Below are 16139 nucleotides of genomic sequence, written 5' to 3'. Positions count from 1 at the left end.
CTAGCGTGGGCGGGCGCCGGACGGCGCGCGACACGAGGGGGATCGCATGGGGAACGCAGCGCGCGGCGCAGTCGTGGTGGCAGGGGCGGTGGCGACGGTGGTCGCTCTGTCGGGGTGCAGTGTGCTCGGGGCGGGGACACGGACGGCCGAGGCGCCGGCTCCGAGCGCGAGCGCGACGACGGCGGCGACGCCCGGCACGGCGTCGTGTGACCTGGCCTCCGGGACCGGTTCGGTGTCGATCGAGGAGACCGCGGACGCCTACCGCGTCGAGTGGTCCGGCGTGCCGACGGACGACGACGGGGCGCGGCAGGAGTACCAGGTGCAGCTCGGCACCGCCTCGCAGGACGACCACATCACGATGTACATCGAGTTCGACAGCATCACCGGGGCGACCACCTACGGATGGTTCGACCCGGACACCCTCGACGTCGATCCGGTGCCCGGTGACCCGGACACGTCGGCCGGCACCGTGGTCGGTGTCTTCCCGAAGCAGCGGGACATCGACGCTTCGTACTGGTCGCCGTCGTGGTCGAAGACCACCACCGAGGACTCGGACACGACGTACTGCACCGAGGACGGCCAGGTCCTCGACTGGACGCCGCTCGACTGACGTGACTTGTCCGCGTCCCGTTCTGGGGGCGTCGCTGACAGCGGCTCAGGTGCAGGATCGATGCGTGCTGCAGTCACTGGTGTACATGAGTTCCGCCACCGAGCCCTTCGACGAGGGTGACCTCGAGGCGGTGCTCGACCACGCCCGGACACGGAACACCGCCGACGGACTGACCGGCATGCTCGTGCACCGCGGCGGGCGCTTCATGCAGCTGCTCGAGGGGCCGTACGACGCGGTGATGGCGACGTACGCGCGCATCGTCGCGGACGAGCGGCACGACGACGTCCGGCTGCTCGTCGAGGAGTCCATCCACACGCGACGGTTCCCGGAGTGGTCGATGGCGTACGACCGCGAGACCGACGGTGTCGAGGTGCCCGAGGGCTTCAGCACCTTCCTCGACCGCGGAGACGACAGCGCCGACCAGAGCCGCCCCCGCGAGCTGCTGCGGTGGTTCCGCAATCACCCGATGGCGGACCCGACGGCGGCGAAGGGCAAGCACCGGCGCGACGCCTGACGCCCTGCCGCCGTCGCGCTCGGAGACCCGGATCGATCGGGTCATACTGGTTCGGTGACGACACTGCGAGGCATGATCCGCTCGACCGAGATGCGCGAGGCCGAGGGCTACGCGGACTCCGTCGTGGCGGCCAAGGAGGCAGCCGTCGCCGCGCTCGACCTCGACGGGTTCGCGCTGCTGCAGACGAACGCGGTCGAGAGCAAGGCGACGGGGGAGACCACGATCAAGGCGACCGCGCGGTCGACCGCGACGCGGGAGCACGAGGCGTCGGGGCCGAACTACGTGGCGGCGCTGGCGGCGTACCGGAACACGGTGCCGGAGGGGTGGCAGGCACAGCACGTGTGGGTGGTCGCGGAGTAGCGCGTCCGGCGCCCTCGTTCGTTCCTGCTCGTCCTGCTCCTCCTGCTCGTTCTTGCTCGTTCCTCAGCCGGTGGGCGCGCCCGTCACGGGTTCGTCGACCCTGTAGACCGTCGGCTCCGGATCGTGGTGTTGCCCGGTCCCGAGGCGCTGAACCCGACGAGTTCGCCGGGCGAGATCGTCACGGTCCGCCGCATGTGCGGTACCACCTCGAGCCGATCGGGGAACACACGGATGCGGTTCCGGATGCTCCCGACGCTCAGGTACAGGCCGAGGACGCCGGCGACGAGCACCAGGCCGCTCGTCCACAGCTGGGTGAACCAGGCACCCCCGAACACCAGGCGGGTCGAGGCCAGCCAGACCCCGAGCGCGAGGACTCCCGCGCACAGTGCCGTCCACGCGATCGGTGCGATGACGCTGCCGCGGACCGTGACCGGGCGCGCCCCGTCGACGGCCCGTGCCGTTTCCCCCACCACGGGTCGACCATATCCGTCGAGGAGCAAGGACGACGCGGCTGCTCAGGACGGGTGCACCGCAGCGGCGACGTCGTGCCGAGGTGACAACACGGCCGAGGAACGCCCAGGATGACCGTCGTGAGCACACCCGAGATGATCGACGAGCCGTTCGCGAACGAGTTCGTGGCGGCTGTCCGGGCCCGCTTCGACGAGAGCGAACTCCTGCGTGACGGCATGGAGTGGGTCGCCGGTGGCGTGCAGCCGCCGGACGCGGCGATCGTCCTCTACCGGGACCGGCCCGGCGGATCGGTACTCGGTCGGCGCTACCTCCTGCGGGACTACTCGGCGCTCTTCGGCGGTGCGACGGCACAGTGGCTGGCGACGGAGGCGTGGGTGTCCGACATCACGGCCCCGTCGGGGGACGGCGAGCGGAAGGACGTCGACTGGGCGGATGGACTCGTTCCCGATCAGGCCGAGGTCCGCTGGCTCGACCAGGACCGGCGGTGCGCGTGCCCTCCTGACGGGAGGACGCGCACCGTCGCCCTCGGGGCGAGGAGCCTCAGCGCTGCTCTGTGGCCAGCTTGCTGTGCTTCCGCGAGTACCCGAAGTACACCCCGAGCCCGATCGCGAACCAGATCGCGAAGCGCACCCACGTCTCCCACTGCAGGAACGTCACGAGCCACAGCGAGGCGACGACCCCGATGATCGGCACGACGGGCATGAACGGGAGACGGAACTGCCGGTCGAGGTCGGGCTGCCGGTAGCGCAGCACGATCACTGCCGAGCAGACGACGACGAACGCGAGCAGGATCCCGATGTTCGTCAGCTCCGCGACGACGCCGATCGGCAGCAGCCCCGCGAGCACCGCCGACGCGATGCCGAGGATCCACGTCACCCGCGTGGGCACGTGCCGCTTCGGGTCGGTCTTCGCGAACCACTTCGGCATGAGCCCGTCCCGGCTCATCGAGAACCAGACGCGCGAGGCCCCGAGCATGAAGGTGACCAGCACGGTCACGATGCCGACGATCGCCCCGATCGCGATGACGTTCGCGACCCCGCCGAGCCCGACAGACGCGAACGCCGACGAGAACCCCGAGGCGGGGTCGATGTCGGTGTACTTCTGCATGCCGGTGAGCACGAGCGTCGCCAGGACGTAGAGCACCATCGCGATGCCGAGCGACAGCAGGATCGCCTTCGGCATGTGCTTCCGCGCGTCGGTGGACTCCTCGGCGGCGGTGGACATCGCGTCGTAGCCGAACACCGCGAAGAACACCGTGGCGGCGCCGGTCATCACGCCGCCGAAGCCGAACGGGAAGTACGGCGAGTAGTTCGCGCTGTTGATGTGGAACACCCCGAGCACGACGATGAGCACGACCAGGGCGACCTTGATCGCCACGGCCACGAGCTCGAACCGCGCGGCACTGCGGATGCCCCGGGTGAGGACGAAGGCCGTGAGCAGGCAGAGCAGGATCGCGAAGACGTCGACCACGTGGCCGTCGCCGGTGCCGGGTGCACCGAGCATCCACGCGGGCAGGTCGATGCCGAACTGGCCGACGAGGAACCCGACGTAGCCGGAGATGCCGATCGCGACGACGGCGACGATGGCGGTGTACTCGAGCAGCAGGTCCCAGCCGATGAACCACCCGACGACCTCGCCGAGCACGGCGTAGCCGTACGTGTAGGCGCTGCCGGCCTTCGGGATCATCCCCGCGAACTCGGCGTACGACAGCGCGGCGGCGGCACTGGCGACACCGGCGATCAGGAAGCTGATGAGGACGGCGGGGCCGGCGACGCCGTTCGCGACGGTGCCGGCGAGGGTGAAGATGCCCGCGCCGATGATGCCGCCGATGCCGATGGCCGTGAGCTGCCAGAGGCCGAGGTGCCGTTTCAGGCCGCCCTCGCCCTCGGGGTCGTCGTCGATCGTGTCGATGGGCTTCCGCCGGAAGATCCCCTGTGTCGTCGTCGTCACGCGCCCACTCTGCTCCTTCTGCGGCGGCGGTGGTAGACCCGGTTGCATGCAACGTGCTGCTCGTGTCGAACCCGGTCCCGGCCAGGAGTCCGTCTGGGACTACCCGCGTCCTCCCGCCGTCGAGGCGGTCCCCGACCGCGTCGTCGTGCGGCTCGGCGGGACGATCGTGGTCGACACGACCGACGCCGTCCGGGTGCTCGAGACCTCGCACCCGCCGGTGTACTACGTCCCGATGGCGGGGCTCGAGCTGCGTCCGGCGCAGGGGTCGAGCATGTGCGAGTTCAAGGGGCGTGCGCGCTACTTCGACGTGGTCGGCGGGGACGGCGTCGTCGCGCCCCGGGCGGCGTGGAACTACCCGACGCCGGAGCCCGGGTACGAGGACCTCCGCGACCGGGTGGCGATCTACCCGTCGGCGATGGACTCCTGCGAGGTCGGCGGCGAGGTCGTGCAGGCGCAGGAGGGCGACTTCTACGGCGGGTGGATCACCTCGCGGGTGGTCGGACCCTTCAAGGGCGGGCCGGGCACGCTCGGCTGGTGACCGCCCGCCCGGCGGCGGCGACGGGGCGGAGGTCCGCCGCGCCTCCAGGCCGTCGACCGGTGGTGGATGACCTCGGTCAGCGGCGCGCGTAGGGCGACCAGAACGGCGGCGGGAAGCCTCCGTCGGTCGCGAAGGTGAGCAGCTGCCAGGCCGTCATCACCAGGCCGAGGCCACCGAGCACCATCCCGATCCACGCCCAGACGCGCACGGCGCGACGCCGACCGGCGATCCGGACCGCGCGGACGCCGCAGAGCACGCAGACGATGCCGAACACGGCCTCGAGGAGCACGTGCCGCGCCATGTCGGCGGCGGGCACGATGATGCCCATCCAGAGCGAGAGGGGAGCGAGCAGCACGGCGACGGTCGCGAGGACGGCGGGCGGTTCGTGGTCGCGAGCGACGGCTGCCATGGGTCCGAACGTACCGACGGGTGGCCCGGTGCGCTCGCCTCCGGGGACGGCCGGTCCGCGCATCGCCGCGCGACGCGCCGGACGGACCCTGCGCGAGCGAGCACGATGAGGGCATGCGTTCCTTCGTCCGTGTCCTCCTCGGTGCTGCGCTCGTCTTCGCGGGCACCAGCCACCTCACCTTCGCCCGTCGTGACTTCCGCGCTCAGGTGCCGGACTTCGTGCCGCTCGACACGGACACGACCGTGCTGGCCTCCGGTGTGGCGGAGATCGGACTCGGCAGCGCGCTGCTCTTCACGCCGCGCAGCCGCCGGAAGACCGTCGGCACGGTCGCGGCCCTGTTCTTCACGGTGATCTTCCCGGGCAACCTGTCGCAGTGGGTGAACCGCCGCGACGCGTTCGGCCTCGACTCCGACGAGAAGCGCGTCGCCCGTCTGTTCGGGCAGCCGCTGCTCATCTGGGCGGCGCTCTGGTCGACCCGCGGGTCCGGTACGGGGCGCTGATGGCTGCCCCGGCGGCGTCGCGGGACCCGGACGTGTCGTCCGGGTCCGTCGGCGTGGCCGGGTCGGACGCGGCGGTGGCGTCCGCTGCCGGGGTCGGGTCGGGTGCGGTGGTCGCGGTCGGCCGGGAGGCACGGCTCGCTGCGCGCACGCACCGCCGCGTCGCGGACGTGGTCGCCACGGTGCTGCTGCTCGTCCTGCTGGCCGTCGAGTCGGTGGCCGTCGGTGGCGGCATCGTCTTCCTGTCGATGGCCTTCCACTCGTGTGCGGCGCCGGGGAACACCTGCGACGCCGGGCTCGGCGGCGGGGTGGTGACCGTCGGTCCGGTGCTCGTCGTGCTGGTGCTCGTCGGGACGGTCGTCGGCTGCGTCCTGCGGCTCGTCCGGCGACGGCTCGCGTGGCCCCTGGTGCTGGTCGGCATCGCCGCGCAGGTCGTCGTGTTCTTCGCTGCCCTGCTGCTCGTCGACTCCGCCGTGCAGCACGGGTTCTGACGCTCGTCCTGCCGGGCTCTTGCCGGGGATCTGCCGGGCTGCTGCCGGTCTTCCTGCACAGGGTTTGGTCTCGGTAGCGTCGTCCACAGATCGTCGGTCGACGCTGCTGCCCGCCGGGCTCGGGCCGCAGGCTCGGAGCATGTCAGGAACCGAAGTGCTCGACCAGCTGTTCACCACGTCCGCCCGGACCGACGCCGACGTCGTCGCCCTCGTCTCCGGGGTCGTCGGGCCCCCGATCCGGCGGCAGTGCTGGGTGCTCTTCCTCGACGAACGGGCGCTGCCGATCCCGTTCCTGCTGCCCGTGTCGGACCTGCCGCTGCAGCCGGACGAGCAGGTCGAGGACTTCGCCACGCTGGTCGCGGAGGTCTGCGTCGACAACGCTGCGTCCGAGGTCGTGCTCGCATGGGAACGGCCGGGTGAGACGCAGCTGTTCCCGGTCGACTGGGAGTGGATCGACGCCTGCGCGTGCGCCTTCGCCGAGCGTGCGGTGCGACTGCGGGGGCAGGTCGTCGTGAACGCCACGGGGGCGTCGATGGTCGAGCTCCACGACGCCGAGGAGCTCGGGCCGGTGCTGCGGTGACCTCAGCCCTGGGGAGCGGTGTCCGGCACCGACTGCCCCGTGAGGCCCTCGACGACGGCCTTCGCCTCCGGCCAGAACTTCGCGTAGTGGTCCGGGTCCGCGTTGATCTGCACCGCGTGCGCCATCTGGGTCGGGGTCATCGTCTTCCACCCCGGCGTCTTCACGAGCTTCGCGTAGAACATCGTCGCCGCCGTGTACGGGTCCATCCGCTGCTCGTACGTGCCCCACGCGCCGTTGTCGCGCTGCTGGAAGAGTCCGCGGCTGTCCGGTCCCGCGGCGTCCCCGTGGTCGAGGTTCACCAGGCTCGACTCGCCGATCGCGGTCATCACGCCGACGGCCTGGGTGTGCGGGCCGATGCCGAGCGCCTGGGCGGCCTCGATCACGTACGCGGCGTTCACCAGGCGGTCCTGGCAGAAGCCGGCGACCGGGCCTGCGGGCACCACGATGCCGCCGATCGTGCGCGAGGCGACGTCGGGACAGGCGGGCGCCGCGGTCACGGACTTCGCTGCGCCGGTCAGCGAGTGCACCGCGATGACGACGACGACCACCACGCCGATGACGGCCGCGACCACGCCTGCCCCGAACACCGAGGCGATGGTGATGCCGGCGCGGCGCATGTCGGGGTCCTTCCGGGCGGGCGGTCCGTCGCGAGTACCGGACGGTCGGGTGCAGGGCACGACGAGCGTACGGGCGTCGGCTGGGAACCGCAGCCGCCCGATCGGGGGTGTCGGCGGCCCCGTGCTCCCGGTCGGTCTTGTCGGCGGCGCCCGTCTCCGGTCAGTCGCGTCGGCGGCCGGATCGGAACGCAGCCGACAGCGAGAGCAGGACGATCGTCCCGATGGAGATCGCGAAGATGACCTCGGACGCCTCCATCAGCCGTCCCGGCGGTGGCCGTCCGCGTCGCCGTGTCCGCCGTCGCCGTCCTCGTGGTGCCGGTGGCCGGTGCCCGGTCGGACCACCGCGGTCGGCTCGGTGACGAGTCCGGTGGGCGCCTTCTCGGTCTGCTTCCGGCCGTGCGTGAACCACGTGAGGAGCCAGAGCAGGACGCCGAGCCCCAGCAGTGCGCCGGCGATCTGGTACTGCTGCGGGTCGCGACCGGACGAGAACGGGAGGACGAGCCACAGGCAGGTGACCACGCCGATGACGGGGATCACGACACCGGCCCGGAAGTGCTTGTGCCCGACGCGGTCGCGACGGAGCACCAGCACGGAGAGGTTCACGACCGTGAAGACCGAGAGCAGGAGCAACGAGGTCGTGCCGCCGAGGACCACGACGATGGGGGAGTCCGGGTCGAGCGAGACCCAGCCGATGAGCAGCAGCGAGATGACGGTGGTGAAGACGATCGCGGTCGACGGCGTGCGACGCGCCGGCGACACCCGCGAGAGGAAGCCGGGCAGCACGCCCTGCTTGCTCATGCCGTAGAGCAGCCGGGACGCCATCATCATGTTGATCAGCGCGGTGTTGGCGACCGCGAACATCGAGATGAACGGCAGCAGGTCGGCGATGGGGAAGTCCGGCGCGGCGGTCTGCACGACCGTGACGAGCGGCGTCTCGTTGCCGGCGAGCTCACCGATCGGGACGACCGCGACGGCGCAGATCGACACGAGCACGTAGATGACCGCCGTGATGCCGAGGCCGGTGAGCATCACCTTCGGGAAGATCCGCGACGGGTCCTTGGTCTCCTCGGCCATGTTCACCGAGTCCTCGAAGCCGACCATCGCGAAGAAGGCCAGCGAGGTCGCGGTCGACACCGACAGCAGCAGCGTCTTGTCCTCGGGGGTGTCGAACATCACCACGCGCGAGTAGTCCGCGTTGCCACCGGCGATCGCCCAGAAGCCGATGAGGATCACCATCACCAGACCGGACAGCTCGACCAGGGTGAGCACCACGTTCGTCTTGACGCTCTCACTGACCCCGCGGAAGTTGACCGCCATCACCGCGAGCATGAACCCCATCGCGATGAGCATCACGACGCCGTTCGGCAGCTCGAGGCCGAAGCCGGCGCCCAGGTTCGCCGCGAACGCCCGCGAGGCCGTGCTCGCCGACGTGATGCCCGAGCACATCACGATGAACGTGACGATGAAGGTGACGAAGTGGATGCCGAACGCCTTGTGCACGTAGAGCGCAGCGCCCGCCGTCTGGGGGTACTTCGTCACGAGCTCGAGGTACGAGAACGCCGTGAGCAGGGCGACCGCGAAGGCGATGAGGAAGGGGAGCCATGCGGCACCACCGACCTCGGCGGCGACCTGGCCGGTGAGCGCGTAGACGCCCGTCCCCAGGATGTCGCCGACGATGAAGAGCAGCAGCAGCTTGGGACCGATAACGCGCTTGAGCGTGTGCTGCTCCTGCTGCGTCGCGTCCGACTTGGTGGTGGTCATACGTCAGCCTTTCCCGAGGGATGGCACTCTGTCTACTCTCACAGGAAGATCGACGCCGGCTGCAACACGCCCGTGATCCGATCGCGCGGTCGCTCACGGGCTCCGGTGGCTACGCTCCGGGGCATGCACGACGATTCCGACACCACCGAAGAGCCCGTCGAGTTCGCCGACTTCAACGCCAAGCTGCTCGTGCTCGACGTCCTCTGCTACGACCTCGACGTGCTGGAGCCCTACGACGGCGACGAGGACGAGGACGCCGGTGAGGACCTCGACGTCGAGGGACAGGACGACCGCGCTCGCGAGTACTACGACGACCTCGACCTGCTGCCGTCGCACTTGGCGCTGGTGACCGAGCTCACCGTCGACTCCGACCTCGAAGTCCTGCAGGACGTCCACCCCGGGTGGGACGGGTCCGACGACCGCTACGACCCGCAGAACTGGGACGACGTGCTCGACCTCCCCGCGCTGACGACCGTGTACGCCGCCGCGCCCCTGCCCGCGCACGTGACCGAGCGCCTGGCGGCCAAGGGCGTCGAGGTCCGCTCCGCCTGAGCCCGCGACGCTCGGGCGCCGAGGCATCACAGCCGCGCAGTGCGCGCGGGCCCACGCGACATCGCGGCTGTCGTCCGACAGCGGCGTCGTCGTTCCGCCCGCACGGCGAACGTGCGCGCACACCCGCCAGGGACCGCAGCGCGACATTGCACGCGTCGATCGACACGCGGAACGTCGATCCATGTGGACGCACCTGTTGCGCGCGCATGGTGCGACACCGCCCACGTCGATCGACGGGTGCGGTGTCGAAGTCCGCGTGTGCACGCCCTGCCCCAGCGCAACGCACGCCCTGCCCCAGCGCAACGTCCGTCCGCCCGCCCGGGACCGCGCTACCCCTGCAGCGCCCGCACCTGCTCCGTGAACTGCGCCGCGCCGCCCTGCGCCGGGTGCCGCACCGCCACGGCGTCGATGCCCGCCAGCGCGAGCGCCCCCTGCGCCTTCCGCCCGACCGCGACGACCCGCACGTCCCGGCGGCGACCGGCACGATCGGCGGCACGAGCGTCCCGCAGCGCCTCGAGCAGCGCGAGTGCGACCGGAGCACCGTCGCGGACCTCGGCCGGACGCGGGGTCCGGTTCGTCTGCCGGTCGCTCGCGACGAAGGGGTGGTGCGGGAAGATCGCCCAGGCGAGGGGGAGCGGACCCGACCAGTCCTGCAACGCCGCGTGCACGACCCGGGACGACGCCTCCCACGGCGCGGTCGGCTCCGGCGGCACGAGGACGTCGAAGCCGAGCGTGCCGAGCTCCCGCATGCTCGTGAAGGGGATGCCCGTGTTGGTCATGCCGCGCCAGCCGGGGGCCTCGGCGACGAGCACGGTGTCGGCCGCTGCCCCGACGTGGGACAGGTAGGCCGACAGGTTCGTACGTCGTAGTCGCCCCTCGGCCGAGTCGGTCGAGTAGAGCGCTTCGGCGTCCTCGGCCACCGGCACGGCGTCGAGCGCGGCCCAGAACCCCGAGAGGTCGAGCCCGCCAGCCGATCCCGACAGGTCGAGCCCGCCGGCCGACCCCGACGGGTCGAGCCCGCCAGCCGACCCCGGCCGGTCGATCCCCGCGCTTCCGGCCGTCACGAGCGTCCGAGCACCCGCCGGTACACGTCCTCGAGTCCGGCCGCCGAGCGCTCCCAGCTCAGGCGTTCGGCGTGCTCCCGACCCGCGGCGGCGAGCCCGGCCGCGTACGTCCGATCGGTCAGGATCCGTTCGATCTCCGCAGCCCAGTCGCCCGGGTCGCGGGACTCGAGCACGACCCCGGTCTCCCCGTCGACCACGGCCTCCCGCAGCCCACCGGCAGCCGCCGCGACGACGGGCACCCCGGAGGCGGAGCCCTCGAGCGCCACGAGTCCGTAGGTCTCCGAGTGCGACGGTACGAGCACGGCCGCTGCGCCACGGAACAGGAACGCCAGGTCGGCACGCGACTGCGGACCGACGAAGGTCACGCGGTCGGCGATGCCGTGCGCGGCGGCGAGCCGACGCAGTTCGTCCACGTAGTCGCCTGCCTCGCTCGAGGCGTCGCCCGCGATGACGAGGGTGGGGCGGACCTCCTCGCCGATGCCCGCGACCGCCTCGATCGCCAGGTCGAGCCCCTTCAGCGGCTGCACGCGTGCCGCCGCGACGACGTAGGGTGTCTCCGCACGGCGCGCGCCGGCGCCGGCGGGGCGGAAGACGGACCCGTCGACGCCCGGCGGGACGATCCACGTCCGCGACTCGTCGCCGCCGAGACGCGTGCGGACGGTCGACGCCTCGGCGGACGACACGACGACGACGGCGTCGGAGTCGCGCGCCAGCATCCGCTCACCCGCGGGACGGCCAGCGGACTCGGGACGCTCGCCCTCGGACAGGGGAGTGTCCGACTCGGCCGCGATGGAGTGGAAGGACTGCACGTGCGGGATGCCCCGCTCGCGGGCGACGGGCAGGGCGGCGACGCCGGAGAACCAGTGGTGCGAGTGCAGCACGTCGTAGGGGCCGAGTTCCTCGAGGCCCGCCCGGAACGGTTCGATGAACGCGTCGTGCTCGCCCTTCGGCACCGGCTCCGCTGGCCCGGCGGACAGGAACCGCAGGCACACGCCCGGCACGAGCGAGACGCTGTCCGGCTGCGTGGGCGCCGACCGCCGCGTGATGATCTCCACCTGGTGGCCGCGGTCGGCCAGGGCCTCGGCCTGGTGTCGGACCACGACGTTCATGCCGCCGACCTCGCCGGAGCCGGGCTCGTCGCCGGGGGAGGTGTGCAGCGACACCAGCCCGATGCGCAGGGGTTCGCTCGTGGTGCTCACGGCGTCGAGCCTAGCCGCGCGGCCGCCGCTGCGACCCACGCGCGGGTGCCACCACGACGGGCCGGCGGCCCGCCTCGTCCGGTGGGTCGGACGGGAGGCCCGGATCACCTCCCAGCACCTGCACCCGTTCGTCGCCGTGCCGCTCCCAGAACGCGGCGGTCCAGGCGCACAGGGCTCCGTCGAGCAGGTCCTCCCGGTGCTTGTGCGTCGGCCCGTGCAGCACCGACGGGTCGGCGAGCCCGGCCGTCAGGGGATGGGAGTCGAGCAGCAGCGGCGGGTCGAGCGGGGTCGTGCGCAGCCGGTGCACGAGGTCGTCGAACGCCTCGGCGCGCCGCTGTCGGGCCACGGCGGCCGGGAGCTTCAGGTCGAGGCGCTTGTACCGCGGACGCTCGTCGTCGTAGCCGAGCTCCTCGACCCCCACGAGGGTCGTGTACGGGTAGCACTCGAAGGCCGCCGGCCCGGTGCGTTCCCGCATCGCCGCAGTGTCGCTGACGTAGCCGATCCCGAGGTCCGTCAGCCGGTCGAGCAGCCGTGCCCCGGCGCTCGCCGCCGAGGCGAGGTTCGTCGGGTTCGCCGCGACCTTCCACCGGCCGTAGCGTTGCCCGACCTGCCGCTCGGCCTCGCGGATGCCGCTCGGGTTCGTCACCACGAGCGAGGCGTCGACAGCGACCAGGGTCCGTCGCCCGAGGTGCGCCGCGATCCAGTCGGTCACGGCGTCGACCCCGCGGGCCCATCCGGCGTCCGTGATCGTGCCGTCGTCGGCCATCGCGACGAGACCGGTCTCGTTCGCGGGCTTCCGGTCGCTGCCGATGCCCCACGCCAGGTCCACCCCGAGGTACGCCGTCACCGGTCCATCGTGCCCGGACTCGCTCGGTCGACGCTCCACGCCCGTCCCCGTGCCGCTCGCCGGCCCTCCGCAGCCGCCCCTCTGCAGCCGGTCCCTCCACGGCCGTCGCCGAGCGGGCAGGACATGCCGCGCGCGGTGCGCCGAGCGGGCGGAACTCGTCGGCCGACGGCGGTGAGTGTGACGGAACTGGCCCGCTCGGCGTGCCGGGCGTGCCGGGCGGGGCGGGGTGGGCGCGGGCGTGGGCGCGGGTGACGGCGCGTAGGCGTACTGCCGTCGTCCAGTCGAGGGTTCATCCGCTGGGCGCGGAGCCCCGTTCGGGGGTCTCGCGAGGACGCTGAGGGGTCGTCACCATCGACTCCGACCAGCCGGAAGGGGCAGAAAACATGCGGTGGGCAGCACTGAGGACGAAGACGAAGGCGACGATCGTCGTCGCGGTCGCAGCGACGATCTGGCTCGGGGGAGTGGGCTCGGCCGGAGCCCTCGTCGGGGCGGTTGCGTCAAACGCCGCCGACGCACGGCCCGTGACGGCCGTGGCGGCCGCCGAGACCGCGCGCCCCGAGACCACTCGCACGCCGACACCGACACCGACGCCGACTCCGGTCGTCGCCGTCTCGGAGGAGACCGAGGACACGGCGATCCCGTTCGAACGGACCTCGGTCGACGACCCTGCGCTGCCGAAGGGGCAGTCGAAGGTCACGACGCCGGGCATCGACGGGGTCGAGACCACGACCTGGCGGGTCACCACGACGGACGGCGTGGAGACCGACCGCGTGGAGGTCGGCAAGGAGGTCACGAAGACGCCCGTCGCCGAGGTGACGGCGATCGGTTCGTACGTCGCTCCTGCTGCACCTGCACCTGCACCTGCACCCGCACCTGCCCCGGTCCAGCAGGCTCCCGCCGCTCCGGCGCCCGTGCAGCAGGCACCGGCACAGGACACCATCACCCCGGGGGCGTTCTGCTCCAGCGCGCAGAGCGGTGTCGTCGCACAGGCGGCCAACGGTCGCTCCTACCAGTGCGGAGGCAAGGGCCCCGACGCCAGCGGCCACCTGCACTGGAACACCATGTGACGCGACGCCGCGCGTGGCGCGCCGAGCGGGCGGAACTCGTCGGCCGACGGCGGTGAGCGTGACAGAAATGGCCCGCTCGGCGGGGAGAGCTCGGCGGAAAGGGCGGGGCGGGGCGGGGGCGGGGCCGGGGGCGTCCGGAGCGCCGGCCGTGTACGGTCCGCTGCATGGCGAGCGAGGCGACGATGCTGACGGTCCCCGGTCCGGACGGCGACCGGGAGGTGCGGATCAGCAGCCCGTCCCGCATGCTCTTCCCCGAGGTCGGGATCACGAAGCTCGACCTCGCCGAGTACCTGGTCGCCGTCGGGGAGCCCTTCGTCCGGGCCAACGGGGACCGGCCGATCTCGCTGCAGCGGTTCGGGTCGGGCATCGACGGGGACTCGTTCTTCTCGAAGAACCCGCCGAAGGGTGCTCCCGGGTACGTGCGCGACGTCGTCGTCACCTACCCGAGCGGCCGGTCACACCCGCAGCTCGTGGTCGACGAGCCGGCGGTCGCGGTGTGGGCATCGCAGATGAACACCGTCGTGTTCCACCCGTGGGCGAGCCGCGCCGAGGACTCCGACCACCCCGACCAGCTGCGCATCGACCTCGACCCGCAGCCGGGCACCGACTTCCACGACACCGTGCCGGTCGCGCACGAGCTCCGGAAGGTGCTCGACGAGGTCGGGCTCACGGCGTGGATCAAGACCAGCGGCAACCGCGGCCTGCACGTGTTCGCACCGATCCGGCCCGAGCACGAGTTCCTCGACGTCCGTCACGCGGTGATCGCGGCGGCGCGGGAGCTCGAGCGGCGGATGCCCGACCGTGTGACGACGGCGTGGTGGAAGGAGGAACGCGGGCAGCGCGTCTTCGTCGACTTCAACCAGGCGAACCGCGACCGCACGATGGCCGGCGCCTACAGCCCGCGAGCCCTGGCACACGCGAGCGTCTCGACGCCGATCACCTGGGACGAGGTCGACAGTGTGGACCCGACGACCCTGACGGTGATCACCGTCCCGGAACGGCTGCGGACCCTCGGCGATCCGTGGGAGTCGATGCACGCGGAGCCGGGGGACATCGCTCCGTTGCTCGGGGGGTGGGAACGGGACCTGGCGTCCGGGCTCGGCGAGCTGCCGTTCCCGCCCGACTTCCCGAAGATGCCGGGGGAGCCGCCGCGCGTGCAGCCGTCCCGGGCCAAGAAGGCCTGAAGCGCGGAACGGACCGTGCGAGACGGACCGGCCCTGACCGGGCCGGCTCAGGCCGCGGCGACGTCCTCGGCGCGGTGCTCGGGCTTCGCGACCCGGCTGGTGTGCATCGGCAGCGTGACGCTCGCCGTGTGCAGTCGCGTCAGGCGGGACCAGGTGCCTCGGTTGGCGTCGCTGATGCCGTCGATGATCATGTCCCGCTCCCGTCTCCACCGCGCCCCCGGATCCCCGTCCGGAAGTCACTAGTTAGCCTAACTACTGCGAGCATATTGACGCGCGGCGGCCGGTGCAAGCGCTAGGACAACACGTCGCGCAGGTCGTACGCAGATGGGACATCGAGCTGATCGAACCCGCACGACCGGGCGTCGCGGTCGGGCCGCCACCGCTCGAACTGCACCGTGTGCCGGAACCGGTCGCCCTCCATCTGGTCGTACCGCACCTCGAGCACGCGTTCCGGCGCGAGCCGGACGAACGAGGTGTCGCGACCCGACGAGAACCGCGACCGTTCCCCGTCACCGGTGACGGGCCTCCCGTCCGCATCGCGGAGCACGACGGGCTCGAGCTCCTCCACCAACTGCTGCCGCCGGCGGTCGGTGAAGGCGGAGACGCCGCCGACCTGGCGGAGGTCACCGTCCGCGTCGTACAGCCCGACGAGCAGCGAGCCGACGCCGCTGCCGCTCTTGTGCACGCGGTACCCGATCGCGACGACGTCGGCGGTCCGGTGGTGCTTCACCTTGAGCATGGTGCGCTTGTTCGGCTCGTACGCCTTCGCCCGGGGCTTGGCCACGACGCCGTCCAGGCCGGCGCCCTCGAACGTGGTGAGCCACTCGCGGGCGAGGTCGACGTCGAGCGTGGTGCGGGTGACGAACAGCGGGTCGGTCATGCCGTCGGCGAGTGCCTCCAGCCGCTCGCGCCGCTCGTCGAACGGCAGGTCCAGCAGCTCCGTCCCGTCGACGGCGAGGAGGTCGAACGCGACGAACTGTGCGGGGGTCTCGACGCTCAGCGTGCGGATGCGCGACTCCGCCGGGTGGATCCGCTGGGAGAGGGCCTCCCAGTCCAGGTGCTCACTCCCCGGCTCGCCGCTCCGCAGGACCACCTCGCCGTCGAGCACGACGGGGTGGTCGCGTCCGCCGAACTGCGCGCGGAAGGCCTCCACGAGCTCCGGGAAGTACCGGGTGAGCGGCTTCGCCCCGCGGCTGCCGATGGTGACGTCGTCGCCGTCGACCGTCACGATCCCCCGGAAGCCGTCCCACTTCGGCTCGTACCGCAGCCCGCCGCGGACGCTGTCGGGGTCGGGCACGGTGGCGACGGCCTTGGCGAGCATCGGTGCGATCTCCATGTGGCCTGTCTACTCGCGGTCGCTCCGGCGGACGGGAGGCTCGGCTCGGCTTGGTCCGTCCGTCGCGACGCGCACGGGTCCCGACCGGGAGG

General features: G+C 72.0%; 20 protein-coding genes. 10 read left to right on the top strand and 10 right to left on the bottom strand.

Translation table 11 applies throughout. The annotated features are described in order from the left end of the window. Positions 1-46: 46 nt before the first annotated feature. The 3 genes from ACH0A8_RS10340 to ACH0A8_RS10330 all read left to right on the top strand — a co-directional run bounded on the left by ACH0A8_RS10340 (position 47) and on the right by ACH0A8_RS10330 (position 1484). Positions 47-610 carry a hypothetical protein gene (locus ACH0A8_RS10340; protein ID WP_311205251.1) on the top strand — a complete coding sequence of 188 codons (564 nt, stop codon included), beginning with the start codon at positions 47-49 and terminating at the stop codon, positions 608-610. Positions 611-674: 64 nt separating this feature from the next. Further along, on the top strand, positions 675-1124 hold the full coding sequence (locus tag ACH0A8_RS10335) for a BLUF domain-containing protein (RefSeq protein WP_235426535.1): 450 nt from the start codon (positions 675-677) through the stop codon (positions 1122-1124). Positions 1125-1196: 72 nt separating this feature from the next. After that, positions 1197-1484: a hypothetical protein gene (locus ACH0A8_RS10330; RefSeq protein WP_406907137.1), complete on the top strand. Its 288-nt coding sequence runs from the start codon at positions 1197-1199 to the stop codon at positions 1482-1484. A gap of 83 nt (positions 1485-1567) precedes the next feature. On the opposite strand, the gene ACH0A8_RS10325 is transcribed toward ACH0A8_RS10330, so the two are convergent. Further along, on the bottom strand, positions 1568-1957 hold the full coding sequence (locus ACH0A8_RS10325) for a hypothetical protein (protein WP_406907136.1): 390 nt from the start codon (positions 1955-1957) through the stop codon (positions 1568-1570). A 538-nt stretch (positions 1958-2495) separates the two neighbouring features. After that, on the bottom strand, positions 2496-3905 hold the full coding sequence (locus ACH0A8_RS10320) for an amino acid permease (RefSeq protein WP_251154896.1): 1410 nt from the start codon (positions 3903-3905) through the stop codon (positions 2496-2498). Between the two features lie 46 nt (positions 3906-3951). Here ACH0A8_RS10320 and ACH0A8_RS10315 point away from each other — a divergent pair, with 46 nt between their 5' ends. Beyond that, positions 3952-4443 (top strand): DUF427 domain-containing protein, encoded by a 492-nt coding sequence (locus ACH0A8_RS10315; RefSeq protein WP_209683183.1) that lies wholly within the window; start codon positions 3952-3954, stop codon positions 4441-4443. A gap of 76 nt (positions 4444-4519) precedes the next feature. Here ACH0A8_RS10315 and ACH0A8_RS10310 read toward each other — a convergent pair whose 3' ends face one another. Further along, on the bottom strand, positions 4520-4852 hold the full coding sequence (locus ACH0A8_RS10310; protein WP_066653595.1) for a hypothetical protein: 333 nt from the start codon (positions 4850-4852) through the stop codon (positions 4520-4522). A 113-nt stretch (positions 4853-4965) separates the two neighbouring features. On the opposite strand from ACH0A8_RS10310, the gene ACH0A8_RS10305 reads away from it, so the two are divergent. The 3 genes from ACH0A8_RS10305 (at position 4966) to ACH0A8_RS10295 (ending at position 6420) form a co-directional block, all read left to right on the top strand. Further along, the gene (locus ACH0A8_RS10305) at positions 4966-5352 is read left to right on the top strand and encodes a hypothetical protein (protein WP_066653598.1); all 387 of its coding nucleotides are present in this window, start codon (positions 4966-4968) and stop codon (positions 5350-5352) included. Beyond that, entirely contained in the window at positions 5352-5840 is a 489-nt protein-coding gene (locus ACH0A8_RS10300) for a DUF6264 family protein (protein ID WP_406907135.1), read from the top strand. Before ACH0A8_RS10305 ends, ACH0A8_RS10300 begins: the two co-directional genes overlap by 1 nt. 139 nt (positions 5841-5979) lie before the next feature. Beyond that, positions 5980-6420: a hypothetical protein gene (locus ACH0A8_RS10295; RefSeq protein WP_406907134.1), complete on the top strand. Its 441-nt coding sequence runs from the start codon at positions 5980-5982 to the stop codon at positions 6418-6420. 2 nt (positions 6421-6422) lie between these two features. On the opposite strand, the gene ACH0A8_RS10290 is transcribed toward ACH0A8_RS10295, so the two are convergent. Together ACH0A8_RS10290 and ACH0A8_RS10285 are read right to left on the bottom strand one after the other, a co-directional pair. Next, positions 6423-7037 (bottom strand): hypothetical protein, encoded by a 615-nt coding sequence (locus ACH0A8_RS10290; RefSeq protein ID WP_209683177.1) that lies wholly within the window; start codon positions 7035-7037, stop codon positions 6423-6425. A 255-nt stretch (positions 7038-7292) separates the two neighbouring features. Further along, entirely contained in the window at positions 7293-8798 is a 1506-nt protein-coding gene (locus tag ACH0A8_RS10285; RefSeq protein WP_406907133.1) for an APC family permease, read from the bottom strand. A gap of 123 nt (positions 8799-8921) precedes the next feature. On the opposite strand from ACH0A8_RS10285, the gene ACH0A8_RS10280 reads away from it, so the two are divergent. Further along, positions 8922-9350, top strand: coding sequence for a DUF6892 domain-containing protein (locus tag ACH0A8_RS10280; RefSeq protein WP_209683174.1), 429 nt, complete (start codon positions 8922-8924; stop codon positions 9348-9350). A 329-nt stretch (positions 9351-9679) separates the two neighbouring features. On the opposite strand, the gene ACH0A8_RS10275 is transcribed toward ACH0A8_RS10280, so the two are convergent. From ACH0A8_RS10275 to ACH0A8_RS10265, 3 genes are read right to left on the bottom strand one after another with little or no spacing between them, the layout of a single operon-like run. After that, entirely contained in the window at positions 9680-10414 is a 735-nt protein-coding gene (locus ACH0A8_RS10275; RefSeq protein ID WP_406907132.1) for a hypothetical protein, read from the bottom strand. Beyond that, positions 10411-11613 carry a glycosyltransferase gene (locus ACH0A8_RS10270; protein WP_406907131.1) on the bottom strand — a complete coding sequence of 401 codons (1203 nt, stop codon included), beginning with the start codon at positions 11611-11613 and terminating at the stop codon, positions 10411-10413. Before ACH0A8_RS10270 ends, ACH0A8_RS10275 begins: the two co-directional genes overlap by 4 nt. Before the next feature lie 10 nt (positions 11614-11623). Continuing rightward, positions 11624-12460, bottom strand: a complete 837-nt coding sequence (locus ACH0A8_RS10265; RefSeq protein WP_406907130.1) for a DUF429 domain-containing protein — start codon at positions 12458-12460, stop codon at positions 11624-11626. 383 nt (positions 12461-12843) lie between these two features. On the opposite strand from ACH0A8_RS10265, the gene ACH0A8_RS10260 reads away from it, so the two are divergent. Both ACH0A8_RS10260 and ligD read left to right on the top strand, forming a co-directional pair. Beyond that, positions 12844-13527, top strand: a complete 684-nt coding sequence (locus ACH0A8_RS10260) for a G5 domain-containing protein (protein ID WP_406907129.1) — start codon at positions 12844-12846, stop codon at positions 13525-13527. Positions 13528-13691: 164 nt separating this feature from the next. After that, positions 13692-14711: a non-homologous end-joining DNA ligase gene (gene ligD / locus ACH0A8_RS10255; RefSeq protein ID WP_406907128.1), complete on the top strand. Its 1020-nt coding sequence runs from the start codon at positions 13692-13694 to the stop codon at positions 14709-14711. A 47-nt stretch (positions 14712-14758) separates the two neighbouring features. Here the strand turns inward: ligD and ACH0A8_RS10250 are convergent, their stop codons facing one another. Further along, entirely contained in the window at positions 14759-14902 is a 144-nt protein-coding gene (locus ACH0A8_RS10250) for a hypothetical protein (RefSeq protein WP_153257421.1), read from the bottom strand. A gap of 101 nt (positions 14903-15003) precedes the next feature. After that, positions 15004-16047, bottom strand: a complete 1044-nt coding sequence (locus ACH0A8_RS10245; protein ID WP_311205261.1) for an ATP-dependent DNA ligase — start codon at positions 16045-16047, stop codon at positions 15004-15006. Between the last annotated feature and the right edge of the window lie 92 nt (positions 16048-16139).

It is taken from the genome of Curtobacterium sp. 179-B 9B NHS, from assembly GCF_045370965.1.
Lineage (GTDB): Bacteria > Actinomycetota > Actinomycetes > Actinomycetales > Microbacteriaceae > Curtobacterium.
Note: the sequence above shows the minus strand (reverse complement) of the source record. Positions and strands in the feature narration are given on the sequence as shown.